A 22,813-nucleotide genomic window follows, 5' to 3' on the forward strand; every position below is an offset into this window, starting at 1 on the left:
GGCCGCGCGGGCATGACCTCCCAGGTAATCGATCTTCCGCCGCGGGCCCGGCACCGTAGAGGTCATCGGGGCGACGAACCCGAAGAACCAGATGGTGCCCAGCACATTACCGGTCTCCTCCGCCGACAGGCCCGCGACGACCCGCAGCAGCACGAGCTCGCGCTGGTGCTCGGGCAACCGGGTGAGCAGGTCGCGGGCGCGCTGCGCCTCGATGTAGCGGACCACCGTCTCCTCGGGGCCCGGGCGGTCGTCCGGACCGTCCGGCAGGTCCTCGGTGGGGACGGCGGCGCGGACCGCGCTGCGCAGCGCGTCCGCGATCTTGTGCGCGGCGATGCCGAAGACGAAGGACGCGAACGGCCGGCCCATGTCCCGGTAGCGAGGCAGGGCCGACAGGACGGCGATGCAGACCTCCTGCGCCACGTCGTCGGCGATGTGGTACTGCCCGGAGACCCGGCCGAGCCGGGCCCGGCAGTACCGGACGATCATGGGCCGCACCTCGGCGATGAGGACCTCGATGGCGCCCGGGTCGCCCTGCACGGCGAGATGGGTCAGCTCCCTGAGGTCGCCGTCGCCCGCGTCGGCGGCGCGCAGCGCCCGCGCCGAACGGGGGGCGGGAGGGGCGGGCCCGTTCGAGGGGTCGGCAGCACGCGCGGCCATGGTTCCGGCGAAGCTTCCCTCGGTCACGTCAAGCATGATGCCCAGCACCCCCGGGCGTGTCTCCACTGTCGTCTACAACGGAATGGTCACAGTGCGGGAGCGAACCTGGAGTTATTACGCGTCGTGGTCATCGCGCTGCCGGGCGTGGCGGACTTCTGCGGGCGAAGACGCGCTTTCTCCGGCGGCGGGACGGCCACCCGGCCGGGACGCGGCGAGGCCCCCGCCCGGACGGACGGGGGCCTCGCCTACGCTCCCCGGACGGGACGAGCCCGCCGGTCGGCCGATCTCAGTGGCCGTGACCGTGGCCGTGGCCGTGGCCGCCGCCGGCGGCCTCGTCGGCCTCCTCCGGCTTGTCGACCACGAGCGCCTCGGTGGTGAGGAGCATGCCCGCGATGGAGGCGGCGTTGGTGACCGCCGAGCGGGTGACCTTCACCGGGTCGATGACGCCCTGGGCGATCAGGTCGCCGTACTCGCCGGTGGCGGCGTTGTAGCCGTGCCCGGCCTGCAGCGCCTCCACCTTGGAGACGACGACGTAGCCCTCCTGGCCGGCGTTCTCGGAGATCCAGCGCAGCGGCTCGGGCAGCGCGCGGCGGACCGCCTCGGCGCCGGTCGCCTCGTCGCCGGACAGGCCGAGGGCGCCGAAGCCCTCCTTGGCGACGTGCACCAGGGCGCTGCCGCCGCCGGAGACGATGCCCTCCTCGATCGCCGCGCGGGTCGCCGAGATGGCGTCCTCCAGGCGGTGCTTCTTCTCCTTCAGCTCCACCTCGGTGGCGGCGCCGACGCGCAGCACGCAGACGCCGCCGGCCAGCTTGGCCAGGCGCTCCTGCAGCTTCTCGCGGTCCCAGTCGGAGTCGCTGTTCTCGATCTCCACCTTGATCTGGTTGATCCGGGCGGTGACCTCGTCCGCCGAGCCCTCGCCGTCGACGATGGTGGTGGCGTCCTTGGTGACGGTGATCCGGCGGGCGCGGCCGAGGTCCTCCAGCCCGATCGAGTCGAGCTTGAGGCCGATCGCCTCGCTGACGACCTGGCCGCCGGTCAGGGTGGCCATGTCGCCGAGCATCGCCTTGCGGCGGTCGCCGAAGCCGGGCGCCTTGACCGCGACGGACAGGAAGGTGCCGCGGATCTTGTTGGCGACGAGCAGCGCCAGCGCCTCGCCCTCGACGTCCTCGGCCACCACGAGCAGCGGCTTCTTGGTCTGGGCGACCTTCTCGGCCAGCGGCAGGAACTCCTGCACGTTGGAGATCTTGCCGTCCACGATCAGCACGTAGGCGTCCTCCAGGACGGCCTCCATGCGCTCGTGGTCGGTGACCATGTGCGGCGACAGGTAGCCCTTGTCGAACTGGAGGCCCTCGGTGAACTCCAGTTCGAGGCCCATCGTGTGGGCCTCCTCGACGGTGATGACGCCGTCCTTGCCGACCTTCTCGAACGCCTCGGCGATCAGCTCGCCGATCTGCGGGTCCTGCGCGGAGATGGTCGCGACGTGCGCGATCTCGCCCTTCTCCTCGACCTCGCGGGCCGACTTCAGCAGCTGGTCGGAGACGTACTGGGCGGCCGCGTCGATGCCCCGCTTGAGGGCGAGCGGCGAGGCGCCGGCCGCCACGTTGCGGGTCCCCTCGCGGACCAGCGCCTGCGCGAGGACGGTCGCCGTGGTGGTGCCGTCGCCCGCGATGTCGTTGGTCTTGGTCGCCACTTCCTTGGCGAGCTGGGCCCCGAGGTTCTCGTAGGGGTCCTCCAGCTCCACCTCGCGGGCGATGGTGACGCCGTCGTTGGTGATCGTCGGCGCGCCGAACTTCTTGTCGATGACGACGTTGCGGCCGCGCGGGCCGATCGTCACCTTGACGGCGTCCGCGAGAGCGTTGACGCCGCGCTCAAGAGCCCGGCGAGCGTCCTCCTCGAACTCCAGGATCTTCGCCATGCGGATACTCCTCTTTCACGCGATCCGCCCCGGCGGGCGCCCGAAGGCGGCGCCGACCGGGGCGGGTGCATCACGTCTCGGTGATTACTTCTCGATGACCGCGAGCACGTCGCGGGCCGAGAGGACGAGGTATTCCTCGCCGTTGTACTTGACCTCGGTGCCGCCGTACTTGCTGTAGAGCACGACCTCGCCGACCTTGACGTCGACGGGGACGCGCTCGCCCTTGTCGTCGACGCGACCCGGGCCAACGGCAAGGACGGTGCCCTCCTGGGGCTTCTCCTTGGCGGTGTCCGGAATCACCAGGCCCGACGCGGTGGTGGTCTCGGCCTCAAGCGGCTGGACGACGATGCGGTCCTCAAGCGGCTTGAGAACAACCTTGGTGGCGGTCGTCACGATCTGACCTCCCCTTCGATTGGTCCTCGGCCGGCCACGGATGACCGACCAGCACATGTGACAGAAGAGGCGACCCTGGACCGGCCTGCCGTCGCGGGTGCCAGACCGACCTTCGTCGCTGTATTTGGCACTCTACCCTTGAGAGTGCCAGTCGTGAGACTATTCCGTGCCCGGTACCCCGTCAACACGGACACGGGCCCGCCCGGCGACCGTCTCCAGAGGTTCACCCGCGGCCGCCGTCCGGTCTCCGCCGTCCGGCTCGGCCGCTAACTTCCACCCTATGGACATCGCGTCGTTCCGGGCCCTGAGCACCCCCTCCGGCCAGGCGCTCCTGAGGGAGACGGCCGAGGCGGACGTGAGCGAGGACGGCCTGCTCGCCACGGCGTCCCGCCTGCGGGAGCGGCACGATCCCGCGCTCGTGGCCGCCGCGCTGACGCAGGTCCGGTTGCGCAAAAGGGCACGGGCCAAGTTCGGGGCGGACGCCGACCGCATGTACTTCACGCAGGCGGGGCTTGAGCAGTCGACGCGCGCGAGCGTGGCGGCCTACCGTGCCGGAAGGTTCGCGGACCGGCCGCCCGGCGCGCGCGTGCTGGAGCTCGGATGCGGGATAGGCGCCGACCTCATCGCCCGAGCGCGCGCGGGCCTGGCCGGGGACGGCGTGGAACTGGACCCGCTGACCGCCGAGGTGGCCCGCGCCAACCTGGCCGTCTTCGGGCTGGACGGTCTCGCCTCCGTCCGGGTCGGGGACGCCACCGAGGAGGATCCGTCCGGGTTCGACGCGGTCTTCGCCGATCCTGGGCGGCGCACGGCGCGGGGCCGTGTCTTCGATCCCCGTTCGTATGAGCCGCCGCTCGACGTCGTCCTGGCCATGGCCGGCCAGGTGCCCGCGGCCTGCGTGAAGGTCGCGCCCGGCATCCCGCATGAGGCCGTACCGGACGACGCAGAGGCCGAGTGGATCTCGGTAGGAGGCGAGGTCAAGGAAGCAGCCCTCTGGCTGGGCGGGCTGGCCGGGCCGGTGGGTCGGCGGGCCACTCTCCTCGCGTCCGACACCCATCTCTCGGGAACAGAGCCCCAGGTGTGGACCCTGACTCCCCAAGGTCTGGACGACCCGGACGTACGCGCGTGGGGCCGTTACCTGTACGAGCCTGATGGCGCCGTGATCCGGGCCCACTTGGTCGGCGAAGTCGCGGAACTGGTCGGGGGCGGCTTGGCGGACCCGCACATCGCGTACGTCACCTCCGACGAGCTGCGCCCGACGCCCTTCGCCTCCGCCTACGAGGTGGAGGACGTGATGGCGTTCTCCGTGAAGCGGCTGCGCGCCGAGCTGCGCCGCCGCGAGATCGGCGTGCTGACCGTCAAGAAGCGCGGTTCCGCCGTCGACGTCGACCGGCTCCGCCGCGACCTCGGCTTCGGCGGGCGCCGCGCGGGCCGCGGCGCCAAGGGGCTGACCCTCGTGGTGACGCGCGTGGGGCACGATCCCGTCGCCCTGCTGACGCACCCCGTCGCGGGGGCCTGACCGGCCGGTCGCCGGGGGCTGACCCGCCCGGGGCGGGCTCCGCCCGGCAACCCTGCCCAAAGATCTCCCACTGGGCGGCGCAGCACCAAGGGGGACCAGGCGACGCGCCATGGCGGTGCAAATCATCGATGCTTTCCGGCATTGCGCGCACCAGGGATTGCGGCCACCTGGCAAGGGCACGGCGCGGCGCGGGAATCGGCGCGCCGAGATCAACCGGCGCGAAAAACACCAAGGCAGGTTCACCGGCCGGGACGCCCGTCCCCCTAAAGCCCTCCCGAAAAGGCCCGGAACCCGCCCCTCGGCATCACTCCCGACGCCTGCGCGTCGGGCGGGCGTGGCCGTCCCCGGGGTTCGGGAACTGCCGATGTTGGACGAGATGTACGGACAGAACGGCACCCGGAACGCCGGACCCGTCCCGCGCCGCCCGCCACCGCCCACCCCACCTATCCCCCCAACACGGGCAATATGCCTGAAGCGGGAAAGTAACCATGCATTCGGCTATATCTCGCTATCCCGTCTAGTCGGATAACAGGCGCATTCCGCAGAACTCGCAATCTTCTCTGCTACCCGTTTTGGCCGCGCTCTACACGCACTACAGTGGCCACTCCAGAGATTCATTTGCCGTGCGTCATTTCGTCGCGCCGGCACACGAAGGAGCATCGGGTGGAAACGAATCACAACTTCCTGCAGACGGGGGGTCAACCGGTCTCGGATCGGATGCGGGAGTTGCTCGCCCGTGCGGCGCAGGACCACGTCTACGAACAGCGTTCACAGGGTCAGGTCCTCGACGAGATCCGCCAGCGCCTGGAAGGCATGGAGTGGCTTCTCCGCGAGGTCCGGGAGCGCGAGCTCAGCGGGCTGACCGGACAGATCGAGAGCGTCCGCGGGCAGGTCGACGACCTGTCCGGCAAGCCCCCTGAATGGGCCGAGGGCCTGGCCGAGCACATCGAGGCGTTCGGCGAGCGGGTCAAGCCCGTCGCCGAGCTGCCCGCGCTGTGGGCCGACGTCGGCGTGGTGGCCGAGAACGTCGACGAGGGCCTGACCCGCATCCAGGCCGTCCTCGACTCCGCGCAGCAGATCACCGACGCCACGCAGCAGGCGTCGCAGCGCATGGACGAGATGACCAAGCGGCTGGACAAGCTCCAGGGCAGCATGGAGGCCGCGTCCGTCCGCTTCAACCGGCTCGACAAGTCGCTCGCGGAGCTCGGCCACCGGTCCGAGCGGCTCGAACACTCCGTCAACGGGGTCACCTCACGGGTCGACCAGGCGCTCGGCGAGATGGCCGAGCGCATGGAGCAGGGTCTTGAAGCGGTCAACGGCCGGGTCGAGGGCGTCGGCGGCCGCCTCGACGGGCTCGACGGGCGGCTGGACGGCGTCGACGGGCGCCTCGAAGGGGTCTCGGGCAAGCTGGGCGGGCTGGACGGCCGGTTCGAGAGCGTCGACGGGCGGCTCGACGGGCTCGGCGAGCGGATCAACCGGCTGCCCGCCACGCTGGAGATCGCCGAGGTGCACCGGCTGCTGGCCGAGATCGCGCGGCGCCCGGCGGCCGAGTACGGCGACCGGTTCGACGCGCTGGAGAAGCACCTCGCCGAGGCCGTCGACCCGCTGATCGAGGAGCTGCGCGCCCGGCCCGACCGCGACGAGGTCAAGGCCACCATGTCGCAGATCGCCGAGACCGCCTACAGCGACGTCGCCAAGCGCATGGACGAGTTCTCCCGCAGGTTCGAGGACGTGCACGACGACGTCCGCAAGCGCATCGAGAACATCCACGAGGAGGTCGCCAAGCGGGTCGACAGCGCGCTGGAGGAGTTCACCACCCAGGTCGACATCGTCTCCCGCCGCGTCGAGTCCGTGCACGCCGACGTCGCCAAGCAGGTCGGGACCATGCAGGAGGACGTCGCGCGGCAGGTCAGCGGCGTCCACCACGACTTCGGCAAGCGGATCGGCGACATCCACCAGGACGTCACGCGCCAGGTCGGCAGCATCCACGACGACGTCGCCAAGCAGGTCGGGACCATGCAGGAGGACGTCGCGCGGCAGGTCGGCGGCGTCCAGGCCGAATTCGCGAGGCGGGTGGAGAGCATGCAGGACGAGGCCGCGCGGCGCGCCGACGCGGCGCAGGCGGATTTCGCCAAGCGCTTCTCCCATGTCGAGGACGAGGTCGGCCGGAAGGTGGACGGCGTCCACGACGATGTGTCCAAGCAGGTCAACGCGGTGCACGAGGACGTGCTGAAGCGGCTGTCCACCCTGGAGGAGACCATGCTCGCGCTCGCCGAGGCGCTGCTGCGTCCCCGCCGCGAGACCAAGGACTGACAAGCGTCCGGGTGGGGCCGGCGCGGGCCCCACCCGGCATCCTGATACCTCCCGGTATTCGCGGCATTCGTCCCGCGAACCGCCGGGACGACCGAAGATGCTTCGTTCATGTCACCCCGATGACGTGCGTTTTGTTACTTTCCGTCTTCGCAAAATCACTCCCAATACCCTTCGGAATCCGTTTTCATGGATCAGGTGACCCACCTACCGGCTCCCTGCCTGCCGACCGGCGTCCCGCCCGGGCACACCACCCTGCGATGGGTGGAGGAGTGCCTCGGCAAGGGCGCCGAGGTCCGCATGGTGCGGCCCCTCGCCGGCGGCTCCGCCCACGCCAACCACGCCCTCCTCGTCGAGAGCCGCTCCGGCGAGGCGCACCACCTCGTCCTGCGCCGCTGGACCTCCCGCGAGACGGCTCCCCGCCACTGCTACGGCGACGCCGAGTTCTCCCCCGAGCGCGAGATCGCGGCGCTCGCGCTGCTCGCCAGCGGGAAGATCGCCGCACCGTCCCTCGTGGCCGCCGACCCGTCGGGCGCCTACTGCGACGTCCCGGCCCTGCTCCTCACCCGGCTCCGGGGCCATCCGCCGCGCCCGTCCCACGACGACCTTCCCGAGTACCTGATCCAGCTCGCCGCCGCGCTGCTGTCGGTGCACGAGCTGAACGGCGCGTCCACGATGCCGCCCTACGTCCCGCACAACCGCCTCGACGTGCGGCTCCCGCCCAAGCACGCGCTCCGCCCCGACCTGTGGGAGCGCGCCTTCGAGGTCGCCGCCCGGCCCGCCCCGGAGGCGCCCGACCGGTTCATCCACCGCGACTACCACGCCGACAACACCCTGTGGTCGTACGGCAGGCTCACCGGCATCGTCGACTGGTCGGACGCCTCGTCCGGCCCCGTCTCGGTCGACCTCGCCTGCATGCGCCGCGGCCTGGCCCTGCGTTACGGCGCGTCCGTCGCCGACCGCTTCCTGTGCTCCTTCGACCAGGTCTCCGGCGGCCACGCGCACGACCCCTACTGGGACGTCCGCGGCCTCCTCGACCTGCTCCCCGAGGACGGCGTCCGCATGATCGACGAGCCGCAGGTCCCCCTCTACGAGGACTACCTCGACCGGCTCCTCGCCCAGTGCTGAGAGCTGTGCTGAGAAAGTCGTCCTGAGGCGCCGCCTCGCGGGGGCGGCGCCGCGGGCGTTCAGAGCAGGGTGACGGCCTCGATCGGGAGGCTGGAGTCGGCGGGCAGTTCCAGCTGCGACGGGCCGACGCCGGAGGCGACCAGCTCCGACCCCAGGGCGGCGACCATGGCGCCGTTGTCGGTGCACAGCTTCGGGCGCGGGACCCGCAGGTGCACCCCGGCGGCCGCGCAGCGCTCCGCGGCGAGGGCGCGCAGCCGCGAGTTGGCCGCGACGCCGCCGCCGATCAGCAGGTGGTCGACGCCGTTGTCCTTGCAGACCTTCAGCGCCTTCTGCGTCAGGACGTCGACGACGGCCTCCTGGAAGGACGCCGCGACGTCGGCGACCGGCACGGGCTCGCCCGCCCGCTCCTTCGCCTCGACCCAGCGCGCCACGGCCGTCTTCAGGCCGGAGAACGAGAAGTCGTAGGTGCCGTCGTTGTACTTGCCGCGCGGGAACGCGATCGCGGCCGGGTCGCCCTCGCGGGCCATGCGGTCGATGACGGGCCCGCCGGGGAACCCGAGGTCGAGGACCCGGGCGACCTTGTCGAACGCCTCGCCCGCCGCGTCGTCCACGGTGCTGCCGAGGGGCCGGACGTCGCTCGCCACGTCCGGGACCAGCAGCAGGGAGGAGTGGCCGCCCGAGACCAGCATCGCCACGCACGGCTTCGGCAGCGGGCCGTGTTCGAGCTGGTCGACGCACACGTGCGCGGCCAGGTGGTTGACGCCGTAGAGCGGCTTGCCGAGCGACAGCGCGTACGCCTTGGCGGCGGCGACGCCGACCATCAGCGCGCCCGGCAGCCCCGGGCCCGCGGTGACCGCGAACGCGTCCACGTCGGCGAACGCCACCCCGGCGTCCGCGAGGGCGCGCTCGACGGTCGGCCCCATCGCCTCCAGGTGCGCCCGCGACGCGACCTCCGGCACGACGCCGCCGAACCGGGCGTGCTGGTCCACGCTGGAGGCGATCGCGTCCGCCAGCAGCGTGTGCCCGCGCACGATCCCGACCCCGGTCTCGTCGCAGGAGGTCTCGATGCCGAGCACCAGTGGCTCGTCCCGAATCACGTGAGTCTCCCTGTCTCGCCGTTCGCCCTGTCTTCCCGCCCGCTTCCCGGGCGCCTTCCGCCGCCGCGGTTCATTCGGCCCTGGTGAAGCCCATGGGCGGCCGGTCGCGGAGCTTGCGGCACATGACGATCGCGTCCACGTCCGAGGGCTGGTAGTAGCGCTTGCGGATGCCGACCCGCTCGAAGCCGAACCGCTCGTACAGGCGGTGGGCGGCGTCGTTGTCGGCCCGGACCTCCAGGAACACCGACTCGCTGCCGCGCCGGACGGCCTCCTCCAGCAGGGCGGTGAGCAGCACCGCGCCGATGCCGCCCTTGCGGCGGTCCGCGCGGACCCCGATGGTCTGCACGTCGGCCTGCCCGCCCGCCGCGGCGAGGCCCGCATAGCCGACGATCTCGCCGTCGGGCGTCTCCGCGACGACGTAGTGCCGGGTACGGGGCTGGTCGGCGAGCTCGCCGGCGAGCATCTCCTCGCTCCAGGTGTCCTCCGGGAACAGCACGCGGTCCAGCCGGTGGACGGCCGGAAGGTCCGCCTCGGTCATGGTCCGCAGGACGACGTCGCTCACGCCGGCGTCACCTTCTTGCGGGGGCCCGGCTCCTTCGCGTCCGGCCGGCGCAGGTAGAGGGGCTCCGGCGGCAGCAGCTCGGGGCCCTTCAGGCCCGACAGCCGCGCGACGACGAGCTCGGCGAGGGCGCTCGCGGTGGGCAGCAGCGGCTCGTGCCCGGAGTCGCCGAGGACCTCCGGGTACAGCGCCGCGCCCTCGCCCACGACGGGCAGCCCCTCGGGCGCGCCCTCCAGGACGTCCGCCGCCGGGCCCACGGCGGGCTCGGTGGCACGGAACCGCGCCGACTCGTACCGCGCCCAGTAGACCTCCTTGCGGCGGGCGTCGGTCGCCACGGCGAACGGCCCGTCCCGCTTGGTGGCCCAGGCCATGATGTCGAGCGTGCAGACGCCGTGCACGGGGACGCTGAGCGCCTCGCCCATCGCGCGGGCGGTGACCAGCCCGACCCGCAGGCCCGTGTAGGGCCCCGGCCCGACGCCGACGGCGATCGCGCTGAGGTCGCCCGGCGCCGCGCCCGCCTCCGCCATCACCTCCGCGATGGACGGGGTGAGCAGCTCGGTGTGGCGCCGCCGGTCGACGGCCTCCGCGAGACCGCGCGGCACCGCGCCCTCGCCCGGGGTCCACTCGTACAGCGCCACGGTGATCGCGGCGGTCGCGGTATCGAAAGCCAAGACCAGCACGGGTTGTAAGCCTACCGGCCGCCGGCACGGGGTCGTCCGGCTCTTTCGCAGCCGGGTTCGGACGGATCGGCGCGGGTTCGAGCGGATCGCCCGCCGGCTCAGGCCCGGCTCAGCGCGGTGACGACGGCCTTGGTGACGTCGGTGGCGCCGCCGGTGGCGGCGTCCGACGACAGGGGGTCTCCCTTGTCCGAGCCCGAGTAGTGGACGGTGACCAGGACGTTGGCGACCCGGACGTTGCCGACGGCCTCGCCGGAGCCCTGGTTGTCGTCCACGCTGTAGACGATGTAGCCCTCGTCGCCGACGCCGGTGAGCCGGATCTTGTCGGTGAGCTTCTGCCCGGCCAGCAGCGCCTTGCCGGACTCGTCGGCGGTCCGCTCGGCCGCGAACGTCCTGCGGGCGGACTCCGTGGGCGACGCCGCGCCCCCCGCCGCGATCGCGCGCAGCTCGATGGTGAGCTGCCGCCTCCGCTCGCCCGCGTAGGCGCCCCAGACGCACTGGTTCTGCTGGTCGCCGCCCTGGTAGTTGTCGGCCTCGGTGCGCTCGGACTCGGGCGCCAGCCGCTTGATCAGGTCGTCGCCGACGATCGTGCAGGAGTCGGGGACGGCGGTGCGCTCGCCCTTGGCCGTCGGGGAGTTGTCGGTGGCGCCGCTGCCGACGACCTGGCCGGCGCTCTTGTCGCCGCTCGCGCCGACGCCCGCCAGGACGGCGAACGCCGCGAACCCGCACACGGCGACACCGGCGACGACGCCGCCGAGGACGACGGCCCAGCGCCGCCCGTTCCGGCGCTCGCGCGCCCGGTGGCTGCCGGTGCGGTATCCGCCGCTCCCGCCGCGACGGGTCCCGCCGCCCGCCCGGTATCCGCCGCTTTCGGTGCGGTATCCGCCGCTTTCGTTGCGGTATCCGCCGCCGTCCGTGCGGTAGCCGCCGCTACCCGTCTCGTACGGGCCGGTCTCCCGCTGGTACGGGCCGCTGCCCGGCCGTCCGGAGGAGTACCGCTCGTAGCGGTCGTCGCCCGTGCCGTCTCCACCGCCGTCCGGCCGGTAACCGCCGCCTGATCCCCGGCCACCGCCCGAAGCGCGGTAGCTGTCGCGGTAATTCCCGCTGCGATGGCTACCACTCACCGGCCCCACTCCCGTTCGGAATCGATATGTCGCGAAGGTGAGGTTCGTTCCGGCAAAGAGTACGACATCAAGCCGTAAAATGGACCAACCGGCCAGGCAAAAACCGTAGAAGTTGCCAGATCCAGATCATCCGGGGCCGAGTCGCAGGTCCGACCAGCGATCACCGACCCCGACGATCCTTACCTCGCGCCCCTCGCCGGGGCCTTCTCCGCGAGAAATGATCACTTCCAGCCGGTCGTCGGCGAGGCCCTCGGCGAGCCCTTCTCCCCATTCCACGATCGTCACCGAATCCTCGACCGACGCGTCGAGATCGAGATCGTCCAGTTCCGCGAAACCGCCCAGCCGGTAGGCGTCCACGTGCACCAGCGACGGGCCGCCCGCCAGCGACGGATGCACCCGCGCGATGACGAACGTGGGCGAGGTGATCGGGCCCCGCACCTTCAGCCCCTCGCCGATTCCCTGGGTGAGGGTCGTCTTGCCCGCGCCGAGGTGGCCCGTCATCACGAGCAGGTCGCCCGCCCGCAGCAGCCCGGCCAGGCGCAGCCCGAGCTCGCGCATGTCCTCGGCGGCGGGGACGGTGACGGTCACGGCTTTCACGCGGTGCGCTCCTCTTCCTCGTAGGCGGGACGGACCCGTTCGACCAGCCGGCGCAGCCCACCGGTCACCACGCCGGGGTACTCCAGCGGCAGCACGTGCCCGGCCTCCTCCACCTCTACCAGTTCCGCGTCCGGCAGCGCCTCGGCGATCCGGCGGGCGTGCTCCGCGGGGGTCAGCCGGTCGCGGCCGCCCGCCAGCACCAGTGTGGGCACGCCGCGGAGCACGTCCAGGCACCCGATCTTGTCGTGCGCCATCAGCGCCGGGTAGTACTCCGCGATCACGTCGATCGGCGTCTCCCTGATCATCTGCTCCAGGAAGCCCACCACCGACGGGCTGACGTACTTGTCGGCGAACGCCATCTTCCGCGTGACGACGAACGCCAGGTCGGCGCCGAGCCCGCGGGCCCTGTCGACGAGGTCGGCGCGGCGGCCGAGGCCGCGCAGCGTCCCGGGGGCGAGCGGCCGGACGGCCTTGGCGAGCACCAGCGGCAGGCCCAGCGTCATCTCCCCGAGGTCGCCGCAGGAGGTGTTCACCAGCGCCACGCCCACGACCCGCGACCCGAACAGCTCGGGGTGCCGGTCCGCCAGCGCCATGATCGACATACCGCCCATGGAGTGCCCCACGAGGACGATCGGACCGCCCGGCGGGACGGCCGCGTCCAGCACCGCGCGCAGGTCGTCGCCGGTCTGCTCGATCGTCGCGTCCCCGGGCCTGCCGCGTCCCGAACGGCCGTGGCTGCGCTGGTCCCAGAACACCAGCCGCAGCGAGCCCCGCAGATCGCGGCGCTGGTAGTGCCACGAGTCCTGGTTGAGGGTGTAGCCGTGGCTGAACACGACGGTGAGGTCGGCGTCGTCGGGGCCGTCCACCTCCACGTGCAGCGGGACGCCGTCGTCCGCCCGGACGGTCAGCTCCCGCCCGCGCAGCTCCCCGAAGGGCTCGGCCGCGTCGGGGTCGGGGCGCAGCCGCACCCGGCCGACGGCGAGGTGCCGCAGCCCGACCGCCGCCCCCACCCCCGCGGCGCCCACGCCCGCGACGACACCGGCGAGGCCGATCCTGCGCCTGTTCCTGCTGTCCATGACCGCGCCCCCTACAGCCCCCCACCCGGGTACGCCCTCGGCACCCGGGCTCCGATGCGGGTGACGATCTCATACGAGATCGTCCCCAGCGCCTCCGCCCACTCCTGCGCGGTCGGCTCGCCCCGGTCCCCCGGGCCGAACAGGACGATCTCGTCTCCCGCCGCGAGCGGGTCGTCGCCGAGGTCGACGACGAACTGGTCCATGCAGACCCGCCCGGCGATCGTCCTGCGGCGCCCGCCCGCGAGGACCTGCAGCACGTTGGACCCGTGCCGCGGGATCCCGTCCCCGTACCCCACGGGCACCACGGCCAGCGTGGTCTCCCGCTCGGTGTGGTAGGTGTGACCGTACGACACTCCGCTGCCCGCCGGAACCCGCTTGACCAGCGCCGCGTCCGCCACGAGCGTCATCGCGGGCCGCAGCCCGAACCCGCCGAGCGCCGGCACCGGCGTCAGCCCGTACGTCGCGATGCCGGGCCGGACGAGGTCGAAGCGCGCCTCCGGCAGCGTCAGCGCCGCCGCCGAGTTCGCGATGTGCCGCACCTCGAACCGCGCCCCCGCCTTCTCGGCGTGCGCGACCATCTCGGTGAACGCGCCGACCTGCGCCGCGATCGAGGGATGTCCGGGTTCGTCCGCGCAGGCGAAGTGCGACATGACCCCGGCCACCCGCACGTGCCCGGTGGCCTCGGCCTTGAGCGCCGCGTCGACCAGCGCCTCCCACCCGTCGCCCCGCGCGCCCCCGCGCGACATGCCCGTGTCGGCCTTGAGGTGGATCCGCGCCTCGCGCCCGGACAGCTCCGCCGCCCGGACGACCTCGTCCAGCAGCCAGACCGCCCCCACGGTCAGGTCCACGCCCCGCGCGACGGCCTCCTCGTAGGGCTCGCCGGGAACGCCCAGGCAGACCAGCGTGCGGGCGGTGACCCCCGCGTCCCGCAGGCGCAGCGCCTCCGCCAGCTTCGCGACGCCCAGCCAGGACGCGCCGCCGGCGAGCGCCGCGCGGGCGGCCTCCACCAGCCCGTGCCCGTACGCCTCGGCCTTCACCATGGCCATCACCTCGGCGCCCCCCGCGCGCTCGCGCAGCACCCCGATGTTGTGGCCGATGGCGCCGAGATCGACCCGTGCCTCCGCAGGAACCCTCATGGTCACCCAGTCTGCCGTCCCCACCCCCATGCCCGCGCCTCATCCCCCAGGTCACGGCCGGAACGGCCCCGCACGAGCCCGCCCCCGGCACCCCTTCTGCCCTGTATGACGCGAATGCCCGACTGTGGGTTCGACCCCCGCCCCGCGCGGGGCGGGGGATCGCTACCCCTGGGCGGAGACGACCCTGAAGGCGGCGGGGAGGGCGTCGACCACGTCCTGGGCGCTGATGGGGGCCTCGGCGCCGGGGGTGGGGGACGAGGCCAGGCGGGCGGCGAGGCCGTGGAGGTAGGCGCCGGCGGCGGCCGCGTCGAGGGCGGGCATGCCGCCGGCGAGCAGGGCGCCGATCAGGCCCGACAGGACGTCGCCCGTGCCGGCGGCGGCGAGGCGGGGGGTGCCCGTCGGGTTCACGCGGACGGGGCGGTCCTGCTCGGCGACCAGGGTCGTGGAGCCCTTGAGCAGGACGGTCGCGGAGAGCTCGGCGGCGGCGCGGCGGACGTGGTCGAGCCGGGCGGCCTCGATGTCCTCGCGGGCGGCGGCGATGAGGCGCGACAGCTCGCCCGCGTGCGGGGTGAGGACGGTCGGGGCGGCGCGGCGCAGCAGGTCGCGGCGGCGGGCCAGGACGGTGAGGCCGTCGGCGTCCACCAGCACGGGCAGGTCGGTGGTGAGGACGGCCTCCAGCAGCGACTCGGCGGCGTCGCCGGTGCCGAGGCCGGGGCCGGCGACCCAGGCCTGGACCCGTCCGATGCGCTCAAGGACGCCCGCGTCGTGGCGGCCCGGCTCGATGACCGTGGTGACCGCTTCGGGCCAGCGGCTCCGGACGAGCCCGACCGGGCGCTCCACCGAGGCGAAGCGGACCATTCCGGCGCCGCCGCGGACGGCGCCGCCCGTGCTGAGGACGGCCGCGCCGGTGAACTGGTCGCCGCCGGCGAGGATGCCGACGACGCCGCGGCGGTACTTGTCGGACTCGGGGCGCGGCTCGGGCGGGGCGACGTCGGCGGGGCGGGCCGCGACGACGTCGGGGTCCGGCAGGTCGGGGCCGAGCCCGATGTCGACCAGCTCGACCACGCCGCAGTGGGCCGCGCCCGGGTCGATGAGCAGGCCCGGCTTGTGCGTGCCGAAGGTGACGGTGACGTCGGCGTGGACGGCGGCGCCCTCGACGCGGCCGGTGCTCGCGTCCACGCCGCTCGGGACGTCGCAGGCGACGACGAGCCCGGCGGATTCGGAGGCGAGCGCGGCGTAGCGGGCGTGGGGCTCGCGGAGGCCGCCGGAGCCGCCGATGCCGGTCAGGCCGTCGATGATCAGGTCGGCGCCGGCGATCGCGGCCTCAGCGCCGGAGTCCAGCAGGCGGCCGCCCGCGGCGCGCAGGTCCGCCAGCCCGCCGGGGTGAACGCCGGACCCCGCCTGGACGGCCCAGACGCGGGCGCCGCGCCGGGCGAGGCGGGCCCCGGCGTACAGGGCGTCGCCGCCGTTGTCGCCGCCGCCGACCAGCAGGACGACGCGGGCCCCGTACACGGCGGGCAGGAGGCGCGCGCAGACCGAGGCCAGCCCGGCGGCGGCCCGCTGCATCAGGGCGCCGTCCGGGAGCCGGGCCATGAGGGCCTGCTCGGCCGCCCGGACCTTGCCGACCTCGTGCGCGTACCTCATCCGCGGCTCCCCAAGTCGATCACACACTTAGAGTGCCACGTGGGGACCGTCCGCAACCTCCGGCAAGGGTGATCACAACTTGCACCGCAAGTTTCGGTGTCATGTGCGTAAAAGAATCTTCAGCCGTAGAATCTTGCTCCACCGGTCCGATGTATTCGCGCCGCGACCCCCCGGTGCGGCAGAATGCGCCCAGATCAGTCCGCCGGGACTGGAGAGGCCCGAGCAATGAGCACTTCCCGAGGTCCCTCCGTCCGGCAGCGGCGGCTGGCCGCCGAGCTCCGGAGACTGCGCGAGCGCATGGGTCTGACCGGAGACGAGGTCGCCGAACGGCTCGCCTGGTCCACAGCCAAGGTCAGCCGGATCGAGAACGCGCGGACCGGCGCGAAGATCGGCGATGTGCGGCGGCTGCTCGATCTGTACGAGATCGACGGCCCGCGGCACGACGACCTGATCGCCCTGGCGCACGACGCCGCCCAGCGGGGCTGGTGGGAGGACTACCGCGACCTGCCGAGCCCGCTCGCCGACTTCATCGCGCTGGAGTCCGAGGCCACGGCGGCCAGGGAATGGGGCAGCACGGTCATTCCCGGGCTGCTGCAGTCGGAGAGCTACGCCCGAAATGTGATCGGCGGCTGGAGCGACCTGGCCACCCTGCCCCCGCAGGAACTCGAACGCCGGCTGGAGGTGCGAATGCGGCGGCGCGAACTGCTGGACGCGCCCACTCCGCTGGAACTGTCGGCGATTATCGACGAGGCGGTTCTGCGGCGCCGCATCGGCGATCACAAGGTCATGCGCGAGCAACTCGAACATCTGTACCAGATGACCGAGCGGCCGAACGTCAACGTGCAGATCTTGCCCTTGGACATAGCACACTCGGTGTTGGCTGAATCGTTTATCCTTCTAGAATTCTCTTCGGTGCACGACATCACCTTTCCTGATATCGTGCATACCGAATCACTGACGATCAGCCACTTCGGGGATGAAGCCGTCACCTATATGTACCGGCTCGCCTATTCGAGCCTGTCCCGGCAGGCGCTGGACGCCGCGGAATCGCGGCGGCGCATCGCCGAGGTCAAAGAGGCGTGGTGACGGTCCGCCGAGGGGCTCAATTTTTGTGAAAGGCACCGAGTGTCCCCTTTCGCCACTCCTGTACCACAATGGAGGAAAAGCGCCCACTGCGGGGCGAGCAACACCTGCGTCGAGATCGCCACATTGGCCGATTCTTCCCGTTTTATCGGGGCGCGAGACGCGAAGCACGGCACGCAGAGTCCGGTCCTGTCGTTCTCTCAGGCAGAATGGCGGGAATTTCTCAAACGAGCGAAGAAGGGTGATTTCGACCTGGGCTGCTGACCCGGCGCCGACGCGCCGTCCGGCCCCGTCCGCACAGGGCGGCGCGGGGCCACGACGCAGGGGCCGGGTCCACCGCTGACCCGGCTCGTCGCCCTCCCACCCGCAACTCTGGAACTACCTCGGCACGCCTGTCACACGGGTACCGCGCCACCCGGACGTGATCAGGCGTTTTTTGCGATCTTGTTACCGTGTGCTTGAGCACCGGCAGCGCGGCCGCGGGCAATGCAACTTTCAATGCAGGGAGCCGGAATGAGTTTCCAGGGGACACCGCCCGCCCGATGGAGAAAGAGCGCTCGATGCGGCGCCAGCAACGGCTGCGTCGAGGTCGCACGGCGTGGAGAGGACGCCATATCCGTACGCGACACCGAGGACGCCGCGACGATCCTGTCGTTCCGGCCCGACGAATGGCGCAGGTTCACGGAGGAGGCCAAAGGCGGCCGTTTCGACCACCCGCTGAAATAGTCACTGCAACTTGCATCGCCGGAGAGATTCCCAACCGGCCAGAGAATTGCGTCCAGCGGGAGCGGATACGCGCCGCCGCATGATAAGCCCCATGTTTTTCCGCCGCACCCCCGCTCCCGCTGATCGCATTTCCCGGAAGGTGATCGCATTGGGGTCCCGTTCACGCCACGCGAACGCCTCGGGGAACCCGGTGCAATGGCGTCCGCAGGCGGGAGGCCGTGATCATTACCGCGCCTCCCGCGAGGGCCAGGTCGAAGGCCAGCCCCCACGGCCACACCGCGGCCCCGTCCCGGCGGTGCGGCTCGTAGCCGCGGTCCGCCTCGCGGAGCCCGCGCACGCTGCGGCTGATCTGTCCGAGCGGGTCGGACGACGCCGAACGGGTGATCACCTGGTCGCCGACAATGATCCGGCGCTCGGGCAGGCGCGGCGCCGCGTCCGCGAGCGCGACGACCGGGTTCGGGGCCAGTAGCCACCAGATCCGCTCGGTGTGGTCCCGGTCGTACCCGCCGTAGGCGCCGTCGACGTGCTCGGACGTGAGCGGTACCGCCAGCGTGAACAGCAGCGGCGTCCCGACGAGCAGGCCGAACACCGTCAGGTACGACATCAGGATCGAGGTGACGCTGCGGGCCAGCACCGCCGACCAAGCCTGCGAGACCGCGCACACCACGCCGATCATCAGCGCCGTCACGAACAGGACGACGAGGGCCCGGCCCGCGCCGATGGCGCCCTCGGCGACCGGCAGCAGCAGGCTCGGCAGCGTCAGGAGCAGCGCGACCAGCCCGGTCCCCCAGGCGGCGGCGAGCTTGCCGAGCGCGATCTCGCCCGGCGTGAGCCGGGTGACCTGCAGCGTCGCCAGCGTCCCGCGCTCCCGGTCCCCGTTGACCGACTGCCCGCCGAGCGCCGGGGAGACGAGCAGCGTCAGCACCAGCACCCCGAGCAGGACCCCGCCGAACATGGGGACGCCGGGCTCGCCGTAGGAGGAGGCGTCGCCGTACTCCAGCGCCACCCGGAACAGCAGCCCGAGCCCGTTGACGACCAGGAACCAGACCGCGAGGAGGGTCTTCCAGCGTCCGGTCCGCAGCCGCGTCCTGATCTCCTGCCGCGCCACCAGGCCGACTCCGCGTGCGGTCACGGCGCTCACCTCCGGTCCTCGGTCATCGCGAGATAGGCGGATTCGAGCGCGCTGCCCGCGGGCGCGAGGCCGCTGACGGGCACGCCGGCGGCGACGAGCCTGGCCAGCAGCCCGGCCGCCTCGGCCTCGGTCAGCGGACCGACCTCGGCGCCTCCCGCCGCGTCGGCCGCCCGCGCCCACGGCAGCTCCGGCTCGCCGTCCAGCGCGGCCGCCAGCGGCTCGGGGTCGAGCGAGCGGATCCGCCACCGGACCCGGGCCGACGCGCCGGCGATCTCCGCCATCGCGTGGTCCCCGGCCGTCCGCCCGTGGTCGACCAGGACGACCCTGTCGGCGATCTCCTCCAGCTCGCTGAGGATGTGGCTCGACACGAGCACCGCGGTCCCCTCGGCCGCGAGGGAGCGCAGCAGGTCGCGCAGCTCGATGCGGGACCGCGGGTCGAGGCCGGACGCGGGCTCGTCCAGCAGCAGGACGCGCGGCCGGTGCACGAGGGCCCGCGCCATCCCGAGGCGCTGCTTCTGCCCGCGTGACAGGGCGTGGACGGGCTGTCCGAGACGGTCCTCCAAGTGGACGAGGGTGAGCAGCGCCCTGATCCGGCGCGGGCGCTCCTGCCTGGACAGCCCGTAGGCGTCGGCGAAGAACCCCAGGTACTCGTCCACCGTGAGCTGGTCGTACACGCCGAACGTGTCCGGCATCCAGCCGAGCGCTTCGCGGGCCCGCGCGGGATGGGCGAGCGCGTCGTGGCCCGCGATCCGCACCGTGCCCGCGTCGGGCGCGAGCAGGGTCGCCAGGATGAGCAGCAGCGTCGTCTTGCCCGCCCCGTTGGTCCCGACGAGCGCCGTGACCTGCCCGTACGGGACGGTGAGGTCGAGGCCGCGCAGCGCCTCCACCGCCCCGAAGCGCCGCACCACCCCGCGCGCCTCGATCGCGAGGCCGCCTTCTCCTGCCACCCGTCACCTCCGCCGCCGGGCCGGTCCCGATTCCGATGGGACGCGGCCCGGCGCCGGAGGGTTCAGTCGATTTCGGGTTGTCCGCCCGGACCGGCCGCTATTCGACGGTGACGGACTTGGCGAGGTTGCGGGGCTGGTCGACGTCGTGGCCCTTGGCGGTGGCCAGCTCGCACGCGAAGACCTGCAGCGGGACGGTCGTGACCAGCGGCTGCAGCAGCGTCGGGACGGCCGGGACGCTGATCAGGGTGTCCGCGTACGGCTCGACCGACGCGTCGCCCTCCTCGGCGATCACGATCGTCCGGGCGCCGCGGGCCCGGATCTCCTGGATGTTCGACACGATCTTGTCGTGCAGGACGTCCCGCGCCCGCGGCGGCACGACGACCACGACGGGCAGGTCCTTCTCGATCAGCGCGATCGGGCCGTGCTTCAGCTCCCCGGCGGCGAAGCCCTCGGCGTGCATGTACGCCAGTTCCTTGAGCTTGAGAGCGCCCTCCAGGGCGACCGGGAAGCCGACGTGGCGGCCGAGGAACAGCACGCACCGCTCGCCGGCCAGCGAGCGGGCCAGCTCCCGCACCGGCTCCATGGTCTCCAGGACCTTCTCCACCTTCTCCGGCATCCGTTCGAGGAGCTGGACCATGGCGAAGACCTCGTCGCCCCACTTGGTGCCGCGCACCTGCGCGATGTAGAGGGCGATGAGGTAGACGGCGACGAGCTGGGTGAGGAACGCCTTGGTGGACGCGACCGCGATCTCCGGCCCGGCGTGCGTGTAGAGGACGCCGTCGCACTCGCGGGGCAGCGTGGAGCCGTTGACGTTGCAGATGCCGAGCAGCTTGGCCTTCTGCTCGCGGGCGTGCCGGACGGCCATCAGCGCGTCCATCGTCTCGCCCGACTGGGAGATCGCGATGACCAGCGTCGTCGGGGACAGGATCGGGTCGCGGTAGCGGAACTCGCTGGCCAGCTCGACCTCGCAGGGCAGCCCCGCCCAGTGCTCGATCGCGTACTTGGCGATCAGCCCGGCGTGGTAGGACGTCCCGCACGCCACGATGATGATCTTGTCGACCTCGCGCAGCTCGCGGTCCGGGATGCGCATCTCGTCCAGGTGCAGGCGCCCGTCCGCGCCGATCCGGCCGAGCAGGGTGTCGGCGACGGCGCGCGGCTGCTCGGCGATCTCCTTGAGCATGAAGTAGTCGTAGCCGCCTTTTTCCGCGGCGGACACGTCCCAGTCGACGTGGTACTCCTTCACCTCGGCGGGGCGCCCGTCGAAGTCGGTGACCTTCACGCCCTCGGCGCGCAGCTCGACGATCTGGTCCTGGCCCAGCTCGATCGCGTCCCGGGTGTGCTCGATGAACGCGGCCACGTCGCTGGCGAGGAAGTTCTCCCCGTCCCCGACGCCGACGACGAGCGGGGAGTTGCGGCGCGCCCCGACGACCAGGCCCGGCGAGCCGGTGTGCGTCGCGACCAGCGTGAACGCGCCCTCCAGCCGGCCGCAGACGCGGCGCATGGCGTCGGCGAGGTCGCCGCCGCCCTTCAGCTCGTCCTCCAGCAGGTGGGCGACGGCCTCGGTGTCGGTGTCGGAGCCAAGCCCGTGCCCGGCCTCCTCCAGCTCCGCCCGCAGCTCCGCGAAGTTCTCGATGATGCCGTTGTGGATCACCGCGACGGAGCCGGTGCAGTCGACGTGCGGGTGGGCGTTGCGGTCGTTCGGCGGGCCGTGCGTCGCCCACCGGGTGTGCCCCATGCCGAGCGTCCCGGCGGGCGGGGGCTCCTCCTCCAGGGCGCCGCGCAGGTTCACCAGCTTGCCCGCGCGCTTGGCCGTCGCCAGCTTCCCGTCGGCCAGCACGGCCACTCCGGCCGAGTCGTAGCCGCGGTACTCCAGCCGCGCCAGCCCGTCGACGACCACGTCGAGGGCGGACCGGCCGCCCACGTAACCCACGATTCCGCACATGGCGGCAACTCTATTCGGTACGGCGCACCGGACCTACCTGCGAGGGCCGCCCTGGCATGACGCTAGCGTGGACGACCGGTGGAAACCCGGTGACCGGAACGCAGCCCGGTTACTGTTCAGCCATGACGAGCGGATGGGACAGCGTGCCGAGCCCCTACGTGGAACTCTCCCGTGAGGCCTGGCGCGGCCTGCGCGAGAACACCCCGCTCCCGCTCACGCCCGGTGAGCTGGACGCCCTGCGCGGCCTGCGCGACCCGATCGACATCACCGAGGTCGAGGAGGTCTACCTGCCGCTGTCCCGGCTGCTCAACCTGTTCTTCCTGTCGGACGGGCGGCTGCGCGACACCGTCAGCGGCTTCCTCGGCGGCGAGGTGCGGCCCACCCCGTTCATCCTCGGCGTGGCGGGCAGCGTCGCGGTCGGCAAGTCCACCACGTCCCGGCTGCTGCGCACGCTCCTCGCGCGCTGGCCGGAGCACCCGAGCGTGGAGCTGGTCACAACCGACAGCTTCCTGTACCCGAACGCCGTTCTGGCCGAGCGCGGGATCATGGACCGCAAGGGGTTCCCCGAGTCCTACGACCGCCGCGCCCTCGTCCGCTTCGTGTCGGCGATCAAGTCGGGCGCGGCGGAGGCGTCGATCCCGGTGTACTCGCACCTGGAGTACGACATCGTCCCGGGCGCGACGCAGACCGTCCGGCGCCCCGACATCCTGATCGTCGAGGGCCTCAACGTGCTGCAGGCGCCCCCGCCCGGCACCCTGGGCGTATCCGACTTCTTCGACTTCTCCATCTATGTGGATGCGCGGGTCGAGGACATCCGGCAGTGGTACATCGACCGGCTCTTCGCGCTGCGCCGCACCGCCTTCACCGACCCGCGCTCCTACTTCCACAAGTACGCCCGCGACCTGGACGAGGACGAGACCGCCGCGTTCGCCCAACGCGTCTGGCGCGACGTCAACGAGATCAACCTCGTCTCCAACATCCTCCCGACCCGCGCCCGCGCCACCCTCGTCCTCCACAAGGACAAACAGCATAGTGTTCAACGGATCCGACTCCGTCGGATCTGATTTCTCTCCTCCTTCGGGCCTGGCGGCCCTCCATCGTCGAGAAATCTGCGATCGCTGGCATCGCTCCGGCTCGCCTTGCGGCTCGCTGCG

21 protein-coding genes are annotated in these 22,813 nt (G+C 72.3%); 7 read left to right on the forward strand and 14 right to left on the reverse strand.

Annotated elements, in window-relative coordinates; translation table 11 throughout:
* From shbA to groES, 3 genes are all read right to left on the reverse strand, one after another.
* Nucleotides 1-657: RNA polymerase sigma factor ShbA (gene shbA, locus ABWI04_RS16060; protein WP_353832921.1), on the reverse strand; the 657-nt coding region annotated here is incomplete at its 3' end.
* A gap of 286 nt (nucleotides 658-943) precedes the next feature.
* Nucleotides 944-2,572 carry a chaperonin GroEL gene (gene groL / locus ABWI04_RS16065; RefSeq protein WP_345176518.1) on the reverse strand — a complete coding sequence of 543 codons (1,629 nt, stop codon included), beginning with the start codon at nucleotides 2,570-2,572 and terminating at the stop codon, nucleotides 944-946.
* An 84-nt stretch (nucleotides 2,573-2,656) separates the two neighbouring features.
* On the reverse strand, nucleotides 2,657-2,965 hold the full coding sequence (groES, locus tag ABWI04_RS16070; RefSeq protein ID WP_089324409.1) for a co-chaperone GroES: 309 nt from the start codon (nucleotides 2,963-2,965) through the stop codon (nucleotides 2,657-2,659).
* Between the two features lie 280 nt (nucleotides 2,966-3,245).
* Between groES and ABWI04_RS16075 the strand changes: the two genes are divergently transcribed.
* The 3 genes from ABWI04_RS16075 to ABWI04_RS16085 all read left to right on the forward strand — a co-directional run bounded on the left by ABWI04_RS16075 (nucleotide 3,246) and on the right by ABWI04_RS16085 (nucleotide 7,919).
* Complete coding sequence (locus ABWI04_RS16075) at nucleotides 3,246-4,481, forward strand: DUF8688 domain-containing protein (protein ID WP_353832906.1); 1,236 nt, start codon at nucleotides 3,246-3,248, stop codon at nucleotides 4,479-4,481.
* 663 nt (nucleotides 4,482-5,144) lie between these two features.
* Nucleotides 5,145-6,794 (forward strand): coiled-coil domain-containing protein, encoded by a 1,650-nt coding sequence (locus ABWI04_RS16080; protein WP_353832907.1) that lies wholly within the window; start codon nucleotides 5,145-5,147, stop codon nucleotides 6,792-6,794.
* A gap of 186 nt (nucleotides 6,795-6,980) precedes the next feature.
* Nucleotides 6,981-7,919 carry an aminoglycoside phosphotransferase family protein gene (locus tag ABWI04_RS16085; RefSeq protein ID WP_449716938.1) on the forward strand — a complete coding sequence of 313 codons (939 nt, stop codon included), beginning with the start codon at nucleotides 6,981-6,983 and terminating at the stop codon, nucleotides 7,917-7,919.
* 59 nt (nucleotides 7,920-7,978) lie between these two features.
* Here the strand turns inward: ABWI04_RS16085 and tsaD are convergent, their stop codons facing one another.
* The 8 genes from tsaD to ABWI04_RS16125 all read right to left on the reverse strand — a co-directional run bounded on the left by tsaD (nucleotide 7,979) and on the right by ABWI04_RS16125 (nucleotide 15,829).
* Entirely contained in the window at nucleotides 7,979-9,016 is a 1,038-nt protein-coding gene (gene tsaD, locus ABWI04_RS16090) for a tRNA (adenosine(37)-N6)-threonylcarbamoyltransferase complex transferase subunit TsaD (protein WP_345176506.1), read from the reverse strand.
* 70 nt (nucleotides 9,017-9,086) lie between these two features.
* Complete coding sequence (gene rimI / locus ABWI04_RS16095; RefSeq protein WP_345176501.1) at nucleotides 9,087-9,578, reverse strand: ribosomal protein S18-alanine N-acetyltransferase; 492 nt, start codon at nucleotides 9,576-9,578, stop codon at nucleotides 9,087-9,089.
* The gene (tsaB, locus tag ABWI04_RS16100; RefSeq protein WP_345176498.1) at nucleotides 9,575-10,255 is read right to left on the reverse strand and encodes a tRNA (adenosine(37)-N6)-threonylcarbamoyltransferase complex dimerization subunit type 1 TsaB; all 681 of its coding nucleotides are present in this window, start codon (nucleotides 10,253-10,255) and stop codon (nucleotides 9,575-9,577) included. The genes rimI and tsaB overlap by 4 nt, the downstream gene beginning before the upstream one ends.
* A 98-nt stretch (nucleotides 10,256-10,353) precedes the next feature.
* Nucleotides 10,354-11,376 (reverse strand): hypothetical protein, encoded by a 1,023-nt coding sequence (locus tag ABWI04_RS16105; protein WP_345176494.1) that lies wholly within the window; start codon nucleotides 11,374-11,376, stop codon nucleotides 10,354-10,356.
* A gap of 126 nt (nucleotides 11,377-11,502) precedes the next feature.
* Nucleotides 11,503-11,934, reverse strand: coding sequence for a tRNA (adenosine(37)-N6)-threonylcarbamoyltransferase complex ATPase subunit type 1 TsaE (gene tsaE, locus ABWI04_RS16110; RefSeq protein ID WP_345176827.1), 432 nt, complete (start codon nucleotides 11,932-11,934; stop codon nucleotides 11,503-11,505).
* A gap of 35 nt (nucleotides 11,935-11,969) precedes the next feature.
* The gene (locus ABWI04_RS16115) at nucleotides 11,970-13,049 is read right to left on the reverse strand and encodes an alpha/beta fold hydrolase (RefSeq protein ID WP_345176491.1); all 1,080 of its coding nucleotides are present in this window, start codon (nucleotides 13,047-13,049) and stop codon (nucleotides 11,970-11,972) included.
* A gap of 11 nt (nucleotides 13,050-13,060) precedes the next feature.
* Nucleotides 13,061-14,185, reverse strand: coding sequence for an alanine racemase (gene alr, locus ABWI04_RS16120; protein ID WP_345176487.1), 1,125 nt, complete (start codon nucleotides 14,183-14,185; stop codon nucleotides 13,061-13,063).
* 162 nt (nucleotides 14,186-14,347) lie between these two features.
* The gene (locus tag ABWI04_RS16125; RefSeq protein WP_345176484.1) at nucleotides 14,348-15,829 is read right to left on the reverse strand and encodes an NAD(P)H-hydrate dehydratase; all 1,482 of its coding nucleotides are present in this window, start codon (nucleotides 15,827-15,829) and stop codon (nucleotides 14,348-14,350) included.
* 225 nt (nucleotides 15,830-16,054) lie between these two features.
* Here ABWI04_RS16125 and ABWI04_RS16130 point away from each other — a divergent pair, with 225 nt between their 5' ends.
* The 3 genes from ABWI04_RS16130 to ABWI04_RS16140 all read left to right on the forward strand — a co-directional run bounded on the left by ABWI04_RS16130 (nucleotide 16,055) and on the right by ABWI04_RS16140 (nucleotide 17,638).
* Nucleotides 16,055-16,915: a helix-turn-helix domain-containing protein gene (locus ABWI04_RS16130; protein ID WP_345176482.1), complete on the forward strand. Its 861-nt coding sequence runs from the start codon at nucleotides 16,055-16,057 to the stop codon at nucleotides 16,913-16,915.
* 39 nt (nucleotides 16,916-16,954) lie between these two features.
* Complete coding sequence (locus tag ABWI04_RS16135) at nucleotides 16,955-17,176, forward strand: DUF397 domain-containing protein (RefSeq protein ID WP_345176477.1); 222 nt, start codon at nucleotides 16,955-16,957, stop codon at nucleotides 17,174-17,176.
* 249 nt (nucleotides 17,177-17,425) lie between these two features.
* The gene (locus ABWI04_RS16140; protein ID WP_345176475.1) at nucleotides 17,426-17,638 is read left to right on the forward strand and encodes a DUF397 domain-containing protein; all 213 of its coding nucleotides are present in this window, start codon (nucleotides 17,426-17,428) and stop codon (nucleotides 17,636-17,638) included.
* A gap of 160 nt (nucleotides 17,639-17,798) precedes the next feature.
* Here ABWI04_RS16140 and ABWI04_RS16145 read toward each other — a convergent pair whose 3' ends face one another.
* The 3 genes from ABWI04_RS16145 to glmS form a co-directional block, all read right to left on the reverse strand.
* Nucleotides 17,799-18,770 (reverse strand): ABC transporter permease, encoded by a 972-nt coding sequence (locus tag ABWI04_RS16145; protein WP_345176472.1) that lies wholly within the window; start codon nucleotides 18,768-18,770, stop codon nucleotides 17,799-17,801.
* A 5-nt stretch (nucleotides 18,771-18,775) separates the two neighbouring features.
* Nucleotides 18,776-19,717, reverse strand: a complete 942-nt coding sequence (locus ABWI04_RS16150) for an ABC transporter ATP-binding protein (protein WP_345176469.1) — start codon at nucleotides 19,715-19,717, stop codon at nucleotides 18,776-18,778.
* A 97-nt stretch (nucleotides 19,718-19,814) separates the two neighbouring features.
* Complete coding sequence (glmS, locus tag ABWI04_RS16155; RefSeq protein ID WP_345176466.1) at nucleotides 19,815-21,659, reverse strand: glutamine--fructose-6-phosphate transaminase (isomerizing); 1,845 nt, start codon at nucleotides 21,657-21,659, stop codon at nucleotides 19,815-19,817.
* Between the two features lie 122 nt (nucleotides 21,660-21,781).
* Here glmS and coaA point away from each other — a divergent pair, with 122 nt between their 5' ends.
* The gene (gene coaA, locus ABWI04_RS16160; RefSeq protein WP_345176465.1) at nucleotides 21,782-22,723 is read left to right on the forward strand and encodes a type I pantothenate kinase; all 942 of its coding nucleotides are present in this window, start codon (nucleotides 21,782-21,784) and stop codon (nucleotides 22,721-22,723) included.
* Nucleotides 22,724-22,813 lie beyond the last annotated feature (90 nt).

Origin of the sequence: Actinomadura sp. NPDC000929 (genome assembly GCF_040492065.1) — a bacterium.
GTDB classification, from domain to species: Bacteria; Actinomycetota; Actinomycetes; order Streptosporangiales; family Streptosporangiaceae; genus Spirillospora; species Spirillospora verrucosospora.

Coding starts and splice junctions, on each gene's coding strand:
- ABWI04_RS16075 (WP_353832906.1), top strand. CDS start 3,246: ATGGACATCGCGTCGTTCCGGGCCCTGAGCACCCCCTCCGGCCAGGCG.
- coaA (WP_345176465.1), top strand. CDS start 21,782: ATGACGAGCGGATGGGACAGCGTGCCGAGCCCCTACGTGGAACTCTCC.
- groL (WP_345176518.1), bottom strand. CDS start 2,572: ATGGCGAAGATCCTGGAGTTCGAGGAGGACGCTCGCCGGGCTCTTGAG.
- glmS (WP_345176466.1), bottom strand. CDS start 21,659: ATGTGCGGAATCGTGGGTTACGTGGGCGGCCGGTCCGCCCTCGACGTG.
- alr (WP_345176487.1), bottom strand. CDS start 14,185: ATGAGGGTTCCTGCGGAGGCACGGGTCGATCTCGGCGCCATCGGCCAC.
- ABWI04_RS16130 (WP_345176482.1), top strand. CDS start 16,055: ATGAGCACTTCCCGAGGTCCCTCCGTCCGGCAGCGGCGGCTGGCCGCC.
- tsaE (WP_345176827.1), bottom strand. CDS start 11,934: ATGCGCGAGCTCGGGCTGCGCCTGGCCGGGCTGCTGCGGGCGGGCGAC.
- ABWI04_RS16115 (WP_345176491.1), bottom strand. CDS start 13,049: ATGGACAGCAGGAACAGGCGCAGGATCGGCCTCGCCGGTGTCGTCGCG.
- ABWI04_RS16140 (WP_345176475.1), top strand. CDS start 17,426: ATGAGTTTCCAGGGGACACCGCCCGCCCGATGGAGAAAGAGCGCTCGA.
- ABWI04_RS16125 (WP_345176484.1), bottom strand. CDS start 15,829: ATGAGGTACGCGCACGAGGTCGGCAAGGTCCGGGCGGCCGAGCAGGCC.
- ABWI04_RS16085 (WP_449716938.1), top strand. CDS start 6,981: ATGGATCAGGTGACCCACCTACCGGCTCCCTGCCTGCCGACCGGCGTC.